The organism is Marivirga aurantiaca (genome assembly GCF_016679925.1).
GTDB lineage: Bacteria > Bacteroidota > Bacteroidia > Cytophagales > Cyclobacteriaceae > Marivirga > Marivirga aurantiaca.
Genome location: NZ_JAEQBW010000001.1, coordinates 512,687 through 531,218, shown reverse-complemented (window position 1 = coordinate 531,218; position 18,532 = coordinate 512,687). Strand labels below are relative to the sequence as shown.

Annotated in this window: 12 protein-coding genes; 9 read left to right on the top strand and 3 right to left on the bottom strand. The window is 36.9% G+C overall.

Features of this window, described 5'->3' with window-relative positions; genetic code table 11:
* Nucleotides 1–3 precede the first annotated feature (3 nt).
* The 6 genes from JKA74_RS02285 to JKA74_RS02260 all read left to right on the top strand — a co-directional run bounded on the left by JKA74_RS02285 (nt 4) and on the right by JKA74_RS02260 (nt 3,953).
* Nucleotides 4–492, top strand: a complete 489-nt coding sequence (locus JKA74_RS02285) for a hypothetical protein (RefSeq protein ID WP_201429537.1) — start codon at nt 4–6, stop codon at nt 490–492.
* Nucleotides 489–1,031, top strand: coding sequence for a peroxiredoxin family protein (locus JKA74_RS02280; protein WP_201429536.1), 543 nt, complete (start codon nt 489–491; stop codon nt 1,029–1,031). The genes JKA74_RS02285 and JKA74_RS02280 overlap by 4 nt, the downstream gene beginning before the upstream one ends.
* Entirely contained in the window at nt 1,028–1,456 is a 429-nt protein-coding gene (locus tag JKA74_RS02275) for a DUF2141 domain-containing protein (protein WP_201429535.1), read from the top strand. The genes JKA74_RS02280 and JKA74_RS02275 overlap by 4 nt, the downstream gene beginning before the upstream one ends.
* Before the next feature lie 311 nt (nt 1,457–1,767).
* On the top strand, nt 1,768–2,196 hold the full coding sequence (locus JKA74_RS02270; RefSeq protein ID WP_201429534.1) for a nuclear transport factor 2 family protein: 429 nt from the start codon (nt 1,768–1,770) through the stop codon (nt 2,194–2,196).
* Nucleotides 2,197–2,324: 128 nt separating this feature from the next.
* Nucleotides 2,325–2,900: a Crp/Fnr family transcriptional regulator gene (locus JKA74_RS02265; RefSeq protein WP_201429533.1), complete on the top strand. Its 576-nt coding sequence runs from the start codon at nt 2,325–2,327 to the stop codon at nt 2,898–2,900.
* 75 nt (nt 2,901–2,975) lie between these two features.
* Complete coding sequence (locus tag JKA74_RS02260) at nt 2,976–3,953, top strand: NAD(P)-dependent alcohol dehydrogenase (protein ID WP_201429532.1); 978 nt, start codon at nt 2,976–2,978, stop codon at nt 3,951–3,953.
* Nucleotides 3,954–3,976: 23 nt separating this feature from the next.
* On the opposite strand, the gene JKA74_RS02255 is transcribed toward JKA74_RS02260, so the two are convergent.
* Complete coding sequence (locus tag JKA74_RS02255) at nt 3,977–4,936, bottom strand: PorP/SprF family type IX secretion system membrane protein (protein ID WP_201429531.1); 960 nt, start codon at nt 4,934–4,936, stop codon at nt 3,977–3,979.
* 5 nt (nt 4,937–4,941) lie between these two features.
* On the bottom strand, nt 4,942–11,064 hold the full coding sequence (locus JKA74_RS02250; protein WP_201429530.1) for a gliding motility-associated C-terminal domain-containing protein: 6,123 nt from the start codon (nt 11,062–11,064) through the stop codon (nt 4,942–4,944).
* 519 nt (nt 11,065–11,583) lie between these two features.
* Between JKA74_RS02250 and JKA74_RS02245 the strand changes: the two genes are divergently transcribed.
* Nucleotides 11,584–12,108, top strand: a complete 525-nt coding sequence (locus tag JKA74_RS02245) for a transposase (protein WP_201429529.1) — start codon at nt 11,584–11,586, stop codon at nt 12,106–12,108.
* Nucleotides 12,109–12,627: 519 nt separating this feature from the next.
* Here JKA74_RS02245 and JKA74_RS02240 read toward each other — a convergent pair.
* Nucleotides 12,628–13,413, bottom strand: coding sequence for an outer membrane beta-barrel protein (locus tag JKA74_RS02240; protein ID WP_201429528.1), 786 nt, complete (start codon nt 13,411–13,413; stop codon nt 12,628–12,630).
* Nucleotides 13,414–13,777: 364 nt separating this feature from the next.
* Here JKA74_RS02240 and JKA74_RS02235 point away from each other — a divergent pair, with 364 nt between their 5' ends.
* Both JKA74_RS02235 and JKA74_RS02230 read left to right on the top strand, forming a co-directional pair.
* Nucleotides 13,778–15,082, top strand: a complete 1,305-nt coding sequence (locus JKA74_RS02235; RefSeq protein ID WP_201429527.1) for a PorP/SprF family type IX secretion system membrane protein — start codon at nt 13,778–13,780, stop codon at nt 15,080–15,082.
* Between the two features lie 234 nt (nt 15,083–15,316).
* Nucleotides 15,317–18,496 (top strand): FG-GAP-like repeat-containing protein, encoded by a 3,180-nt coding sequence (locus tag JKA74_RS02230; protein WP_201429526.1) that lies wholly within the window; start codon nt 15,317–15,319, stop codon nt 18,494–18,496.
* Nucleotides 18,497–18,532: the final 36 nt, after the last annotated feature.

Genomic DNA, 18,532 nt, shown 5'->3' with positions numbered 1-18,532 from the left:
ATTATGGATCCCTTAGTCGTATTAGGCGTACAGTGTACGTTCAGCATGTTGGTATTTTTCCTGATTCTCAAATGGTATGTGGTTCCCAAAATCACGAAAGAAACCAGGTTTGATATTTTAGCTGTTCTGCTTCTTGTCAACGTTTTTCGATATTTACCACTTTCGTTATTCATGCCGGGGCAGGTTTCGGCTGACTTTCCTCCCTATCTGAAGGAAATAGTAGCTCATGGAGATTTTCTTTCCGGAATAATAGCATTGATCGCACTGATCTTGCTCAAGTCTAAAAAGAAGAAGTCCGCCATTGCATTCACCTGGCTTTTTTCTGTGGTGAGTCTCATTGATATCGTGGTAGTACTGACGCTGGCCATGAGTGAAAAAGTATATCTATTGCCCCTCGGAGCCAACTACTTTACTGTCTCGGTTTATGTACCCATGTTGATCGTGATACAGGTTTTGATATTGAAAATCCTTTTAGCCAAAGCATACCGATGAGTATAATTATCAAAGTGGGAGATAATGCTCCAGCGATTCATGCCACAGATGTATGGGGCAACAACATCAGCGTACCATCGAATGACAAATGGATTTATTTATCTTTCCATCGTTTTGCAGCATGCCCGTATTGTAATTTGAGAACAAATGAATTGATACGGCACTATGAACGCTTCAAGAAGCTTAATATAGAAGTAGTATCCATCTGGCCTTCTGACAAAGACAATCTCCTGCGTCATGCAGGAAGTGAAAAGACACCTTTTCCAATGCTATCCGACAAGAATAAGAGCATATATAAAGCATACGGTGTTACAGAATCTTCATTTATGGGAGGTATGCGGCTCCTGCTTCACCCTCAATTAATGTTGAATGCTATCAGAAATAAGCATAAAAACATTGAGATTGATGCTGATCCGAAACTCATGCCTGCCAGCTTTTTGGTAGATCCCAATGGCATTATACAGCTGGCCTATTATGGAAAGCACTTTGGTGACCATCCTAAAATTGAATTGATACTTCAACAGCTAAAAGGATTATGAAGACAATCTTGATTCAGCTTTTGATCCTAATCTCCACCCAGCTTCATGCTCAGGAAAATAGATTAACGATTTATATAGTCGGCTTGAAAAGCACTAAGGGACAAGTCATTCTTGACATTTTTGACAAGGAAAACGGCTATCCTATGAAAACAGAAAACGCCATCCTCAGAAAAAAGCTGGCTATTCCTGAAAATGGAAAAGTGGTCTTTTACATTGATGGCTTAGAAAATGGGGAATATGCCTTTGCCCTGATTCATGATCAAAACAATAATGACAAACTGGATGTGAACTTTATCGGAATTCCCAAGGAAGGTGCAGCTGCTTCGAATAATGCCGAAGGTTTTATGGGGCCTCCCGATTATAAAGATGCCATGTTCAATTTCACTGAGTACGCAGAAATGACAATAAAGATATTATACTTTTAAACTTAGTGATCAAGTTCTAAAATATAAGTTTTTTACAATCGAATTACCCCTTAAATTTATTCATGTGTATATAATTGATTTTAAGTTGTCACCCCGATTAGTCGGGGCAGGCTATGGAATAATCTAAACATAATTCTCTTGCAGAAGGAACGTTTTGTATCCAATTATTCATCCTGGTTCGTATGTTCGGCTTATGATTATTTCATATATTTAACTATGGTTCAATCAGTAGAATGGTTGTGAAACTGCAAATGAGTAATTTATTTTAATAAAGCATTAGTCAGGATTGTCACAATAAAAATTGGGGAAATATGAAGGACACATTAATAGAGACAGTTGAAAAGTTTAAGTCATACTTCGCCCAATTGAAACTTGATAATAATGCTGTATTAAATGAAATTTATTCAGAAGACGTAATTTTCACTGACCCAATTCACCAAATAAAAGGGCTTGAAAATCTGAAATCTTATTTCAAAAAATTAGATAGTAATTTGGTAGAAGGCTCATTTCAGTTTACTGACGAATCTAGCCGTGATAATATAGTTTATCTTCAATGGGAAATGCATCTAAGCCTGAAACGGCCTAAAAAGAAGGTGAAAGCATCAGGTATTTCGGTACTCACTATTGAACAAAAAATAATCAAGCATAGAGATTATTTTGATGCGGGAGAACTATTCTATGAAAATGTACCTGTTTTAGGAAATATTATTCGTTTTTTAAAAAAGAAAATAGCCCATTGATGAATGGAGAAAAAAGACCTGTTGAATAAAATAAAAATTGAGTAGCCGACTTAACTTTTTGAGCATTGGAAATTCAATTAGCCAACAGCCCCCTTTTAATACCTTGTGCGTCATTCAAAAACCTATAAATGAACCCTTACATAAAAAGAATTAAAGATGCATCCAACCAGTTAAACCCTGAAATATTTGCGGAACTGGAAGAAGTATTTGTGGATAAAAAATTCTCAAAGGGTGCTTACCTGCTCCGGCCGGGACAAATATGCAGTTCTCATCTGCTGATCAAAGAAGGTATAGCCAGAAAGTTTTATTTCAATGGCCATAAAGAAATCACCACTGAAATATACTTTCATGATGATGTAGCTGTATCCCTTGATAGTTACATAATGCAAAAACCGGGAGATGTATTTATAGAGGCTTTGACTGAACTGGAAGTAACTATTATAGATTACGGACGGTTTCATAAACTGACACACAAGTATCCTGAAGTAATGATGCTGGACAAAATGTTTATTGAGTATTATGCCGTCTGGTTTGAGCAAAGACTGAAAGAGTTTCAAACCATGGATGCTTCCCAGCGATATTTAAGCCTGCTTGAAAAAGAACCCAAAATCATCCGCTTTTTACCAGTGACTATTATAGCCTCCTTCCTGAATGTTTCTTTGGAAACATTATCCAGGATCAGGTCAAAAATGACATCCGAATGATTATTTGACCTACATCAAATTTACGGATTTCCATACGCCTTAACTTTGAGAAAAGTTAAACAAACAATCACTCAAATGAAAGCAGCAGTATTTAAGCGATATGGAGACCCTGAAGTTTTACAAATAACAGAAATTGAAAAACCAGTCCCAAAGAAAAATGAAGTGCTTGTAAAAATTCATGCTACTTCAGTAACGGCAGAGGATCCAAAGATGAGAAGTTTTGATCACCCTCCCCTATTAAAACTTCCTGTTGGTTTGATGTTTGGTTTCAGGAAACCTAAAAAAACTGTTCTGGGTATGGAATTCTCCGGAACCATTGAAGCAGTTGGACACAAGGTCAAAGACTACAAACCAGGTGATGAGGTATTCGGGTATTCAGGGCTAAGCTTTGGAACATATGCTGAATATAAGTGCGTCCCGGAAACTGCTTTAATGTATTTCAAACCCAAAAATCTATCCTTTGAACAATCAGCAACAATTGTAAACGGCCCTCTTTCTGCCTTAACTTATTTAAAGAAAAAAGCTGAAATCAAAAAAGGAGACCATGTGTTGATATATGGAGCATCTGGTTCTGTAGGTACTGCTGCAATTCAATTAGCAAAATACTTTGGAGCAAGTGTCACAGGAATTTGCAGTACCCGGAATATGGAACTGGTAAAATCTATTGGAGCAGACCATGTAATTGACTACAGCAAAGACGACTTTACAAAAGCCCATAAAAACTATGACATCATATTCGATACAGTGGGTAAAACTTCAATGAAAGAATGTATCAGGTTGTTGAAACCAAATGGGAAATACTTACTAACGGATTTTAATCTTTCACATATCCTTGCCTCCCTTTACACATTTCTTTTTAAAAACAAAAAAGTGATTGTTGCCTCCTCCAATTTTTATTGGAAAAAGGAGGATCTGATTTTTCTCAAAGACATTACCGAAAAAGGATTATTCACACCTGTAATTGACAAGTGTTTTCAATTGGAAGAAATTGCCGAAGCCCACAGGTATGTGGAATCCGGACATAAAGTGGGTAATGTGGCTATTTCAGTATGAACTTTATAATTGTCAAGTATGGGTTACATAAAATAATTAAACTTTGGGCAAGTTACATCATCATGAATTTCCTTCAAGCGTACCCTATAATTAATCATGAATTCATGTGTACCGCTAGAAGCATTGCGAATAGCTGAGGTAGTCCAATCATATGAATAACTAAAATGAAAAGACTCGCTCAATTTAAAATCAATATATGAAACAACCGCATCAATGTTCCTGTATGATAAACCTACATTGAGTAAATCATAAAAGATTACACTGGTGTTAATATCAAAGTTAAGTGGAGCACCCTCCTGGCCTCTTATAAGGACAGATGGCTGTAAGTGTACTGTTTTTTCGCGATTTAAAGGGAGCATTAAACCTCCATTCAAATAATAATATCTGGCTGATCTTATTTCGTTCAGAGCATTTTCAAGGTTAAGACCACCATATCCATTATTCAGTAAAAAAGGTACAGAAAACCCTGCAAACAATGTTTTATTGTAGAAATAAACACCCGTTCCAAAATTTGGTTTAAGATTACCACTCACGCTGGCAAACGAAATATCATCTATATCATCTAAATTAAGATCCCGAAAGTCTGCTGATAAAATATTGAGACCTGCTTGTACTCCCATTGCCAGTTTTCCTTTGGGAGTCTTAATGATGAAAGCATAGCTCCCATAAATATTTTGATTAGAGTAACTACCTATTCGATCATCATTAATAATTAGTCCTAATCCCATTCTTTCCTTCATCAGGGAGGTGTGAGCACTAAAAAACAATGTTTTAGGTGCTCCATCAAAATTCACCCATTGATTCCTATACATAGCTGAAGCACTTAATTGAACATGGCTTCCTGCATAGGCCGGGTTTAAAATAAGCCCATTAAAAATATACTGTGAATAAATAGGGTACTGCTGAGCCTTTGAAGTTCCTGTTAGCAACAATAACAGAATTATTATATATAAAGACCTGCTTTTAAGATAGCTATTATACATTAATTTTAATTTACTATTTCCAAATACCCATTTTGAGGCTTAGACCCATTATTCTTTTCAATCACATAAAAATAGGTACCATCTGGCACATTTTGTCCTAATATACTAATGCCTCTATTAGATACACCATCAAATTTAGTATTATTATTATCATAACCCCTTGCTTCGTATACTAAAGTCCCAGCTCTGTTATAAATTTTAACACTATTGTTAGGATACTGCGAAATACAATCAATTTTAAAATAACTATTTGATATATCTCCATTTCGTGAGATACCATTAAATGCATTGATTTCTGATGGGACATTAACTTCTTCTTCGACAATACACCCCTGTGCTGTTTCCACACTTAGAATATAATTTCCAGCCAAAGCTTCTGACAAATTTGGGCCGGTAGCCACCCTGGTACCAGAACTATTATACCATTCGATTCTGCGAATTTCTACCCCACCTGAAATATAAACAGAGGCTGCTCCATTATCTTCATTACAATTTGCTCCCTGTGTTTCAATATCTAACTCAGGGTACTTTAAATCTTCAATTATTGTGGCCGTCACTGCTGCTGAGCTACATCCGGTTCTTATGTCAGTGGCTACTACGGTATATTGTCCTGCTGCTAATTCAGTGACTCTGTCTCCGGTAGCGAAAGCCGTACCATTTGCATTTGCTCCCCTATACCAGTTGAAGAGATAGTTTCCGGTATTGCCACCTACATCTACCCTCAGTGCTCCATTATCAACCTGGCAATGAGTATCATTAGCAACTACTTCTACTGTTGGATCCTGAACAACCGGTAATTCAGCAGAAATTGTGATGCTTTGTTCGCTCGAACATTGTGTCAGGTTATTGGTAGCTCTCACAGTATAAGTATTGTCTTCCATCTCTGAGAACTCAGGTCCTAAATGAACTACAGTACCAGTAGATGAATTCCCTTCAAACCACTCGAAGGTATAACCCACATACCCACCATCAACGTTTGCACGTGCGGTTCCATTTGCTAATCTTAAATCACAAACTGATAATGGCGCAATCTGTTCTACTGTAAGCTGAGGCATTATCTGATCGTTGGTTATTGTTACTGTTGCCGTATTCTGACAGAATGAATCTGTATTATCTGTTGCCACAACAGTATATTCCCCCTCAGGAAGTGAGGTTATCTCTTTGGTAGTTCCTATGGTATTACCACTGGCATCTGTCCATGCATACGAATAATTCCCGGCTGAAGTAACTGTGGCGAATACCGACCCGTTTGGAGAATCACAATTGGTAACAGGAGTTGCAGAAGCTGAGATATTGACAGTATTTATTTCAGTGACTAATTCATAGGTTTCAATATAAATACAGTTGGTAGAGCTATTAACAATCTCTACCGTATAAAATCCCTCAGCCAAATTCACATAGTCCGGACCGGTTTGTGCAACAGTACCTGAGGCATCTGATCCATTATACCAATTATAAGAGAAAGTGGCCGATGGAGCCGTAGCAGTTACATGTAACTCTCCGGATCCAGGGGTTACACATCTTTGGGGATGCGTGAAGTCCAGACTTATAGAAGGCTCAACGATCTCATTCTCAATCGAGAATTCTATTAATGAGGTTTCACAACCTGTATTAGTATTTATTGCCTGAACAAAATAAGTTCCTTCCACAAGCTCACTTATCGAATTGGTATTGTTAGGCGATGATGCATTGGGTAAAATATTCATACTGGCATCATACCACTCGAAAGTATAATCACTCATATTGGCAACATTTCCATTTTCATAAACATTGGTTATTGTGGCTTCGCTATCAATGATATCACATCTTGTTATAGAAGATATATCTAAATCACCAGAAGGCACTGAAACCACTACAGGATTGTCAGCCACACTGAAAGTTCTGATTGTTGAACATTGTGTAGCATTGTTTATTACCTCAACTGTATAATTACCTCCAATTAAGTCTGCTGCTATTTCCTCATTTGTTCCGGCAGTACTTCCTATATTGGTTCCCAATGGAATTGTGGTATCATTTCCTTCGAACCAATTAATAGTATATAATGATGGTGATGCTCCGTTGTCTATACTAACTTCTAAAGAGCCATTCGCCAGTGCATTTGTGCAATTAGTGTCAGGCAATTTGCTTGCTATGTTAACTATAGGATCTGTTGCATCAAGCTCGATTTCAGCAAAAGAATAAACTGAACAATTGTTCAATGTAGCATCAGCAAGTGCTTCAATAATATAGTTGCCATTTCCTAAACCACTAAAAATGTAATCTGAAGTGCCTGAAACCCCTGCCTGGCTTGCAGTTGGAGTAGCACTTACATCATCACCACTATAAAGATTAATGGTATAATTGGATTCATCAAAACCGGCTAAATCTGTTGGTGTCAATTCTACCGTAATAGCCCCATCATCATTAGGATTACAGGTAGTGGCATTTGTGATGGAAATAGTTGTTAATCCATGAGCATCTGCAAATGGTAAATTAAAGATTTGGGAATTAGAACATCCATTATCTAAATCGGTGGCAACAACGGTATAGATTCCCGAAATGAGATTACTTGCTTGTGAAACAGTAACCCCCGTCTCGGTAAAAAATGGCGTTCCTGTTGTTGAGGTACCGCTATACCATTCCAGCAAAAATCCTGAGGTGTTATTGGGTGAATTGACCTCAACTTCTAAAACACCATTACTAGTTGAACAATCAGAAGGTAATGAAATTACATTATCATTTTGAGTAATTGCAATAATCGCCTGATCGATCACTTCAATGGTAACAGCATCTGCTAAGCAATTACGAGTATTATGAAAAGCCTGAACGGTATAAAAACCAGGTTCTAAATTTTCTAAAATGTTTCCCGTTTCGCTAAAGTCTGGCGTAGATTTAACTTGTTCACCAATATACCATGAAAAGGTATAATCGCTTTCAGAATCTAAATCAACAGTAGCTTCAACTCTTCCATCAAAAGGAGAACAAGTAGTTACCGGATCGGCACTTACACTTAATTCAGGAATGACAATATTGTTATTGATAGTCACCCTATCTGTCACCACGCAGCCGGTTTCGTCATTTGTAACTCTTACGGTGTATTCGCTAGCGCCTAAATTATTTAAGGATAAGCCTGTGCCAATGACTGATGTAGTGGTATTTGCACCTGCAAACCATTCTATAGTATGTTCTGAAGGATCTCCTACTATTGAGACTGTTACACTACCATTGGGATTACTGCTATCACATGAATTATTTTCTGTACTTGATATGTCCTCAATTTCAGGAGAAAGTGTTTGTTCAACTTCAACAATGGCAAGTGCTGATTCACAATCAGAAGTATTATCAGTCACTTTAACAGTATAACTCCCTTGCGGTAAATTATTCACCGTGCTTCCTGTATAATCAGCTGTTGGTTTCTCACTGCTTCCGATAAACCATTCGAAAGTATATCCGGAGGTTGTACCTCCTACAGAAGCGCTAACGCTTCCGGAATTTGTATCGGAACAAACAATATCGGTTGCTGAAGCCGTTACTTCTGGAATATCAATCTCACTTGGCACTTTTGCAGATTCGATGGTTTCACAGCCAGTCGCCTTTTCAGTGACCAAAACGGTGTAAGTAACAGAATCCAATCCGTTAACCACATGGCTATTGCTTATTTGTGAACCACCACCCACAGTACTTCCTACATACCATTCATATTCATAGTTGCCTGCAGGTTGGGTAACACCATCAGCATCATTGACACTAACTGTTAATTCTCCATTAGGATTTTGACAATTATCGTTCCCGCTGTTCACAGTTATTTCAGCCTCAATCGTTCTTGCACTATCAGAAATTACTACTTGCACAGTATCAGAACTACATCCCACTAATTTATCTGCAGCAAAAACAGTATAGGTACCTGCACTCAAGCCTGTATAAATAGCACCTGTATAGTCAGGAGTGCTATCAACCGTTGTTCCATTGAACCAAAAGAAATCATAATCATCTGTCACTTCCGTACTTCCCACTAACCTAAATACTCTGGCAGAACCATTAGGATCAACAGTATTGCCACCACAAGTTATATTATTCGTTTTCTCCGTTGATAAGGCAAAAGGAATAGGGTTTACCTCAGCAGATACAATATTGTTGGCGTAGTCGCATTCTAAAAAGTTAGTATTTGGAAAGCTTATGGGTGTTGGCGTGGTGGAACCATTATCATTCAAGGCTGCATAGAGTGTAAATTGTGCGCCTGTACCATTCACTACAAGATCAACTGCTGAACCAACATTGCCTACCGCAAAATTGTTAAGCGATATTAAAACTGTATTTAGCTTATTTGTTCCAGCAATCATAGGGTCACCATCGTAAAATGTGACAGGAACATCACCCGATAATGGAACATCACCTATGTTTTCAAAATCGAAACTGACTGTAAACTGTTCGTCAGGGCAGGTAGGTGGTGAAACTGAAAAGGTAGATTCAATTATATTTAAATCGGGCGAAGCAAAAGTAGGACAACCGTCTGAACTTAAAAATGGGGACTGATTAAGGAAGCCATTTAAAGGACGAACAGGGCCGTCTGTACAAGTTCCATCTGACCAAATCAGGTGATGCTTTTGTTGATTTCGAGGCACAGACAAATCATCATTGATATTCACATTGAAATAGCCATGCTGATTCCATACCCTTCTGGCAGGCACCCATGGTTCTCCTCCAGACTTATAAATTCTTACTTCTGCGGGATCATCTACATCAAGGTCTTTTCCTCTTGTGCCCGGGCTAAAGCCTTCAGGTGTACATACCACACATATTTCAGTTGAACCGTCTGCATCAACATCTGCCACGATAGGATACTCAACAGAAGTTCTTGAACGGCAAGGAATAGAAGTGTTCACACTTCCATCATTTCCGTTGATGATATATAGAAAATCCTCATCCCTGTAGACTACTTCTGATGGGCCATCACCATTGAAATCAAACAAGGTACAACCTGTAATACCAGAAGTTTCCTCATTTACACTCACTTTCCATAACAAATTCCAATTTTCATCTAAAGCATATAAAAATCTTCCTGAAACAAATGCTGCATTCAATTGTCCGTCACCATCTAAATCAGCTATATTCACCCTTCCCATTCCTCGTTTCCACCCATATTGATAATCACCTGTGCCAAAAGGATCATTGAAAGTTTCTACGGTGTTATTGGTTACATCCCATAGGAATACACTTGAAACGTTACTTGATGGGGTTCCACCAGTAGCACCTGTAATTATAACATCCAGTTTACCATCAAGGTTATAATCTGCTACTGCGGTTGTGGCACTCTGTCCGGAAGCATAGCCACCATTTTTTGTTTGGTAGCTTACAGGCATAGTGGCAAGTAAAGTTAATGAACCGGCATCTTCTGTTCTGTCTCCTAAATTCACACCATAGATCTTATTGCCTATGACCAATTCCAAATCCTCATCCCCCATTATATCCACAGCTATAGGTCCACCTGGTATATCATCCCAATCAACTCCCGCATTTTCCACTATACGAACACCGGTTATTGCATCTCTAATTTCATCTTTATAATACAGCTCAGGCTGACCATCACGTCCAAAATCTGCATGGCTAACGAACATTGGATCATCTGGTAATGTCTCAGATGACCATAATGGATTGAGATTACAATCATATGACCTGATTCTATAGCCACCACTATAATATACTACAAACACCTCTCCGCAATCATCATCCTGCACATTGGCCATAGACGCTCTCCATTCAGGGTTATTAATAGATGCCTCATGTTGAATAGTAGCATCATCACCGTTTAATAGAAAAATAAGGTCTCTGTTTTTATTTTGTGATAAAATTTCCGGGATGCCATCTCTATCCAAATCACCTATGGCTATCCTGCTTAAATTATTGGTTACATCATTAGCTGATTGATAGCCTAGTTCAAGTGAAAACACAGGGAAATCCGAAGGTACTGCTTCACAGGAGGCATCATTCCCTAAATAAAACCCATCACAAGCACTATTTTCAGAACAATCAGAATCAAAACAGTCAATAAAGCCATCGCCATCATTGTCTATTCCATCATCACAAATTTCCTGGGCATTAACATAACTTATTGATAGTAAGGGGAGAACTAATAGAAAAATCTTTTTCATAGCAGATAGAATCTATAAATCAATTTATTGATAAGGATTTCAATTGATGTGCATATTAATAAAAAGATAAGGAATAAGACTTAGCTAAAAGTAAACAATAACCACATATGTAATAAATTCGATAATATTCATAAAAATATCGATGAAATAGCTATGTTTTCTTACAAACTAATACAAAACCTTGTAAAAAGTAGATCGGGTACTTGAGGACTGGGTTATGTGAAGTTTTTGGATACGGTTGTAAATAAAGTAGTTAAATTTAGAACACTTATTAATTCTCGTAATACATCTTTTTTTCTTTTTTACCCTTATTAATTATATCAAAAACGTAAGCTACTGAAATCTGCAGTGCTTGATTTCTTGCTCTCTTCGGCCGTGGTTAGTGTCTCACGAACCACCAAACCCGAATAATTATTTATTCTTTACATTTATTGATATTTAAGTTATTTTTAAGAATGGTAAGTGATCCAACCCACTCATTCAATCCCTTTGAAGTAAATCGAAAGTCACAAATGGCGCTTGAAAAGATTTACTTCTGGACTACTACTATTAAATAAATGGCAAAGGTTATTAGCAGATGATTCTTATAAAGATATTATTGTTGAGTCACTCAAATTTCTTTCTGATAAAGGATTAGTGGATGTTTTTTCATTTGTCATAATGCCAAACCACATCCATTTCATCTGGAGAATAAACAAAATGAATGGAAAAGAAACACCGCAAGGCTCGTTCATGAAGTTTACCGCTCATCAATTCAGAAAGAGAATTATGAATAGTGGAAACTGGAAGCTAAGCAACTTTATTTCCAATGCTGCCAATAAAGAACATGAGTTTTGGCAGAGGGATCCTTTGGCCATCCATCTTTATTCACCCGAAGTAATTTTACAAAAGATGGAATATATCCATAATAATCCATTGACAGAACGTTGGAATCTTGCGCAAGAGCCTGCTGCTTATAAATATTCTTCAGCTCGGTTCTATGAAACCGGAGTCAGAAATTTTACTTTAAAGATATTCGTGAAGAATTTTAATAGGGGACAGTAGTTGGTTCGTGAGACACGAACCAAGGCGAAAAATTCTTGAAGTTTTTTTTATTCTACCTATTTAGGGTTCTCATGAAAATTGATTTTTCAATAAAACTCTTCTTCGCGGGTTTTTAAAGCACTTAATAAAAAATCACAACAGTTAAAAAACCTTAAAAATTAAGGTTTTCACTTAAATGTGGGGTTTCTTATTCAATTTCAAGTCATTTGTCTCCAAATTTTATTCTCCTTTCTTTTTGTTTGATCAAAAAGAAACAAAAAATCAAGACAAAAAGATGCTTCCACGCTACAATCAACGCACTCCCCGCCTTTTTGTCGTCCAGCCCGCCTGCTTCGAGCGAAGATTATTTGGCTTTTGAACATTGAGGTGTTTTTCTTGAGGGGCCTATTTAAATAGTCCTATTTTACGTAATAACCCTGGCTCCTGATTTTTGTCCTCACAAATCACAGTTCTTGTCAATCATAGAGTAATAGGAGAAAGCAGGAATAGAGTTTTATTTATTCATTCGATTTTACATCCTTAATTTTTATAGTATATCTTTTTTTCTTTTTTACCTTTATTAATTATATCGAAAACATAAGCCACAGAAATCTGAAGTGCTTGATTTCTTGCTCTCAAATCATCTTCATAGGCTATTACATTAGTGAACCTGCCTTCTTCCCTTGCTATATAGCTGTGTCCCCATTCATACCTAAAATCAATCATTATTGATTGACCAGGCATCGGTTCCAACACTAAACCTGTTGAAACAATCAAACCCACCTGTAACCTATTGGCCCCTTTAAAATATAAAGCTCCATATTCAGGATTTGCAGGTAAGGCATCAAAAATGATATTGTAATTGAGTTGTTCAATATTTTCCTCTCTTAGTTCCACCGACTTCAAAACTCCCTTTCCTCCCAACCAAAAATTTACATTTGGCCCTGCTCCCACGTACCATTTAAATGATTTATCACCAAAGGCCTCTTTGAAATCCAGTTTATACACTACAGGGGTATTTAAATAATGGTACCTGGCATAATTCTGCAATGAAGGATCACTAACACCATCTATTTTTTTTCCACTCTGAGCATACATGATATCAAGTTGAAGTAAAAACCTTTTCTGTACCTTAAAAGCTGTTGTTATGCCAGCACTATATCCAAAAACTGGTTTTTTTTCATATTTTTCCTTATCAAAATCCTCATACTGTAGCCAGGAGATTCTGGCACCGGATTTAGGCCCAATAAATACTTGCGCTTTTAATTGCTCCATATTAAAAAAATACAGAACTACTATTAAAAGAGAGATAGCAGTAGGTTTCATGTGTATATTAGTTGTTCTTCAATTGTCACCCCGATAAGTCGGGGCAGGCTATGGAATTCAATAAATTTTATTCATCCTAGGTTGGTATGTTAAGGATTCTAAAATTTATGCTCATTTCATGGGCATTAAATCTTCATTTTCTTTTAATCCCAAGACTATACATAAATAGGCACAATTCCAATTTAAAAGTAGTTAAATGCATACACCAACCTTTAAATAAAAGCTTGAAAATATTTTTAAATTTGTTATTTAAAATGCTGTTAATTGAATATGTATTTAATACATTGTCTTTTTATTATGTTATACAATGGTTCCTTAATCATAATCATTTACAGAATGAAAGAATAAAAGTTATCACCTTTGTATGTTCAAGTTCATCTTTGCATTATTATTATTCCCCCTACTTGTTTATGTGCTTCCCTCTGTAGCACAAGAATTGCCTGTCTATAACCATTTTTATTCCACCCCTTATTTATACAATCCAGCTGAAGCGGCTGCTTATCCTTTTATGAATGTATCTTTGAATCATCGCCAACAGTGGAGAGGAATAGAAGATGCGCCAGTAGTTACTACCTTAACATTTGAGTCACCTTTTGATTATAAAAAATGGGGAATAGGTGCTACACTAAGGAATTTTAATCGCGGCCTTTTATCAACTAATGACTTTTTAGTCACCTATTCTTATTATATTAATTTAACGAAAAATGCTGCCCTCCATTTTGGAATTTCAGGTGGACTTACAGCCAATAGCATTGATTTATCTCAGGTTCAAGACTTAAGCGACCCGGCAATAAATAATTTTCTGGACAATAATACACAACCCATTTCCAATGTTGGTTTCAAATTAGAAACTTCAAGCGGAATTAACATAGGCGCATCCTTACCAAGGTTGTTTAAACTTCAATATGCCAATACTCAGAACTTTGAAGTGATAGAATTATCACCTTTTGACGAATTTACTATTATGGCCTACTATAAGAAGCGCATAGATAATAGGATTATCACTAAAAGAAACGGTAGATATAAAAAACGTGTGAAAATTGAGGATGTCTACTCACCATTACAGATTTACGCACTTTATCAACACTCCCAACTGGTTGGTCAAAGAATAGAGTTGCTAAGCACTCTTACTTATAATGAAATTTTCTGGGTTGGTGCTTCGTACAGGCTCAATTATGGGATGTCAGGGCTTGTAGGATTCAATATGAAAAAGCTGGCGTTCAGCTATTCATATGAACCATCGAGTAAATTAGTAAATGGCATTGCTAGCGGTTCGCATGAAATTCAGCTAAAATTCACAATTGGTGATAAGGTCAAAGAACTTCTTGAAAGACCCAAATTAAAATCTCTCGATAGGTCTCAGGAAAAAGCACCCAGATTCTCAAGTCAGGATGTACAGCTAGGTGGTGATGAAAGTCAGGTTCAAAAAACAAAATATTATGTAGTAGTCCAGGAATACAAGGACTTCAACTCAGCTGACCGCCTGGTGAAAAAGTTAAAAAAAGAGGAGGATATTACATCGGATATTTTTTACAATGAGAAAAACGGAGTTTATTATGTATATATTTATGAGACCTTCTCGAGAAGAGATGCTTATAAAGACAAAAAAGCGGCAGAAGAAATAACAAACTTTAAGAATATTAAAGTTATTGTTGTTGATGTAAAATAGTGCTTCTTATGCATTTATATATGATGAAATCGAACATGACATACGTTACCCATAAGGTGATGATTTTAATGGGTGTTCCATGTGACCAATAAAAACAATTATAGACACATGAAATAGTCATCCCGAGTACTCGAGGTCAACCGAGCATGAATATTAAAAGTAAATGTGACGGTTTTCAGGTATTCTGACAGCTGAACTATTCCATGTGACTACTAAAATACAAATTATATACACATGAAATTCTCACGCAAATATTATCTCTTATTTTGTTTAGTTATTATAACTAACCAGGTTTTGGGACAAAGCTCTTTTATAGAATCTGTAAGTCCTAAAAGCGGATACGCAGGTAAGCTCGTTAATATTAAAGGTGTGGGTTTAGAGGATGCTGACCAAGTGTTTTTCGGAAGTGTTGAAGGACGAATAGTAAGCGCTACGAACCAGCTGATTGAAGCCGAAGTACCCAATGGGACTACTTATGATAATGTAACTGTTTTTAATTCATCAACTCGTCTTTACTATAGTGGTGAGCACTTTATGCTCAGCTATGGAGGAAACCAAGGGTTAGCGAGTACCGATTTTGATTCACAAATTGACGTTTTTTCCGAAAGTGGCCTTTATGATGTTACCATTAGTGATATTGATGGAGATGGTAAAAATGATATAATAGGTGCCAACTCAAAATCTCCATTTGCTACTATATTGAGAAATCTCAGTACACCAGGTAACATAAGCCTGGCAAAAACAAAACTTAACTTAGGTGCCCCAAGCTTCAATAATACAGCCGGGGATCTGAATGGAGACGGTAAACCTGAGGTAGTATTCTCTGTTGGGAACAAGCTCATGATTTTAGTCAATTTTAGTACACCTGGCAATTTGTCCTTTACACTTCAAACTATTTCTTTAAATAGTTCTTCCACCAAGCGAGTAGTAATAAAAGATTTAGATCTTGATGGAAAACCAGATTTAGTAGTTTCCGATCAAACCGTTAATAAAATTTTTATCGTAAAGAATACTTCTTCCGGAGGTACTCTTACTTTTAGTAATGATATCATTGAGCTTACTGTTGATAATGCTCAAAGTACTTCCGGTTTAGATGTAGAAGACTTAAATGGTGATGGGAAACCTGAGATTATTACAAATCAATTTCTTACCGATGGAGGTGGATTTTATATTGCGACTAATCAAAGCAGTCCTGGCAACTTTTCCTTTAGTGGCTTTAATCAATTTAATTCAGCTGGGACATTTGTTAATCTTAAAGTAGGAGATATCAATAATGATAATAAACCGGACATTGTGGCTACACTTTTCTTAAGTTCTGCTGTTGCAGTATTCGTTAATGAAACAAATAGTACCGGAGGCCAACTGCAATTTGGTTCCGCTCAGAATTTAGGTACAGACCTTAGGCCGTGGGGATTGGATTTTGGAGATCTTGATGGAGATGGGAATATTGACATAGCAGTTTCTACTATCGGTTCTAATAAAACCATCAATGTTTTAAACAATAATGGTTCCGGTGGCGTAAATTTTTCAAAAATAGCAGTACCTGTCACCTTTATTAATAGAAATATAAAGATTGGTGATATTGATGGAGATAGTAAACCGGATATTGTTTTTTCCAGTGTGGATGATGAAACCAATAATATTACATCATCAAATATCTCCATATTAAGAAATAATAGATGCATTATACCAGTGATAACTCCTGAAGGACCCATCAATTCCTGTGAAGGAAATTCGGTAGTGCTGCAAACGCAAAATATAGCTGGTCTTACGTATGAATGGAGACAAGATGGAAATGTAGTAAAGTCAGGTCCCGAAAGTTTCATAGAGCTGAATGATATTTCAGCTTCAGGTAGTTATACAGTTTCGATAATTTCTGAGGGAGGAAGTTGCTCAGAAATATCCGAGGAAGTAGATGTAACAATAATTTCAGCAGGAAGCTTGCCTAGTGCCAATATTAGCTCAAATCAACCTGTATGTGTTGGCGGTACCCTCACTTTGAATTCATCTGATGTAGGGGCAACTACTTATGAATGGCGTGGTCCACAAAATTTCACTGCAACTGGCATAAGCGTAGATGTTGCAAATTTTAATGTAAACAAAGCCGGCCGTTATTATCTGGATATTTATGCAGGATCTTGTATTATTGAAACCAAAAGCATTGTGGTTGATATAGTTTCTGCCCCTAATTTTTCCATCGGGCAATCAGGTGAAGGAACTTATTGTGAAGGCGAAAATATTGTCCTTAGCATATCCCCTAATGACACTGATTTTGCCCTTCAGTGGTATAAAGACGAATCCCCTATTTCCGGAGCTACCTCCGCTACTTTTAATCCTACAAACTCTGGCAGTTATTATGTAGAGATTACTGATCAGGTAAACACATTCTGTCCTAACATTTATTCTGACACTTTAGAGGTAGCATTTTTAGATTCACCACAAGTAGACTTTAACCTATCTTCTACTGCCTGCGTTGCAACGCCTGTTTCTTTTACAAATGAATCAGTAGTTGCGGATGAATCACTTGCTCAATACGATTGGGATTTTGGCGATGGAAGTGTTTCAACAGATCCCAACCCTACTCATACCTACAACTCAGCGGGAACGTTTGAGGTTACTTTAGAAGTCTCATATGAAGGTTTTTCTTCCTGCACATCACAACTATCACAACAGATTGTCATCAATGGAGCACTCAATGTAGCTATAAACTCTTCAGCTATTTCTATTTGTGACGGAGAAAATGCCACTCTATCAGTAGATGATACATTTGAATCCTATCAATGGAATACCGGAGAAACGAGTTCAACAATTACAGTGAATGAGGGTGGTACTTATTCGGTAACTGTAGCAGATGAGAATGGTTGTGAAGGTTTTTCAGAAATTTCAATACAAACATCACCAATTCCTAATGTAGCTATAACTGCGTCTGGCACTTCGGTGAGTGCGGGAGACACCGTGTCCTTAACAGCTTCAGGGCTAATTGAATATTTATGGTTTGCAGATTCTACCTCATTAAATTACACTAATGATCAAATAGAATATGCTCCATCATCAACCACCACTATTAGGGTGGAAGGCAAAGATGAAAATGGTTGCTTTGGAAGTGCGGAAATTGTAATAATGGTAGAAGAAGAAGCGAATATTGGTGATAGAATTAGCCCGATGAAATTCTTCTCCCCTAATAACGATGCCATTGCACAATTCTGGGAAATTGAGAATATTGAAAGCTTCACTCAGTGTGGAGTTGAAATCTATGATCAACAAGGAAATAAGATTTATGAAGCTAAGCCTTACAATAATGACTGGGAAGGGACTGCTAGTGGAAGCCCGGTGCCCGATGGTGTATATTACTATGTGATAAGATGTGAGGATAGTGGGATAGTTAAATCAGGTAGTATTACTTTACTAAGATAAGCTATTTGGGTAATTAAGCAATCCGCTAATTGTAAT

What these genes read in the sequence shown, in the direction of transcription:
- JKA74_RS02285 (WP_201429537.1), top strand. Translation starts at nt 4, where the DNA reads ATGGATCCCTTAGTCGTATTAGGCGTACAGTGTACGTTCAGCATGTTG.
- JKA74_RS02280 (WP_201429536.1), top strand. Translation starts at nt 489, where the DNA reads ATGAGTATAATTATCAAAGTGGGAGATAATGCTCCAGCGATTCATGCC.
- JKA74_RS02275 (WP_201429535.1), top strand. Translation starts at nt 1,028, where the DNA reads ATGAAGACAATCTTGATTCAGCTTTTGATCCTAATCTCCACCCAGCTT.
- JKA74_RS02270 (WP_201429534.1), top strand. Translation starts at nt 1,768, where the DNA reads ATGAAGGACACATTAATAGAGACAGTTGAAAAGTTTAAGTCATACTTC.
- JKA74_RS02265 (WP_201429533.1), top strand. Translation starts at nt 2,325, where the DNA reads ATGAACCCTTACATAAAAAGAATTAAAGATGCATCCAACCAGTTAAAC.
- JKA74_RS02260 (WP_201429532.1), top strand. Translation starts at nt 2,976, where the DNA reads ATGAAAGCAGCAGTATTTAAGCGATATGGAGACCCTGAAGTTTTACAA.
- JKA74_RS02255 (WP_201429531.1), bottom strand. Translation starts at nt 4,936, where the DNA reads ATGTATAATAGCTATCTTAAAAGCAGGTCTTTATATATAATAATTCTG.
- JKA74_RS02250 (WP_201429530.1), bottom strand. Translation starts at nt 11,064, where the DNA reads ATGAAAAAGATTTTTCTATTAGTTCTCCCCTTACTATCAATAAGTTAT.
- JKA74_RS02240 (WP_201429528.1), bottom strand. Translation starts at nt 13,413, where the DNA reads ATGAAACCTACTGCTATCTCTCTTTTAATAGTAGTTCTGTATTTTTTT.
- JKA74_RS02235 (WP_201429527.1), top strand. Translation starts at nt 13,778, where the DNA reads ATGTTCAAGTTCATCTTTGCATTATTATTATTCCCCCTACTTGTTTAT.
- JKA74_RS02230 (WP_201429526.1), top strand. Translation starts at nt 15,317, where the DNA reads ATGAAATTCTCACGCAAATATTATCTCTTATTTTGTTTAGTTATTATA.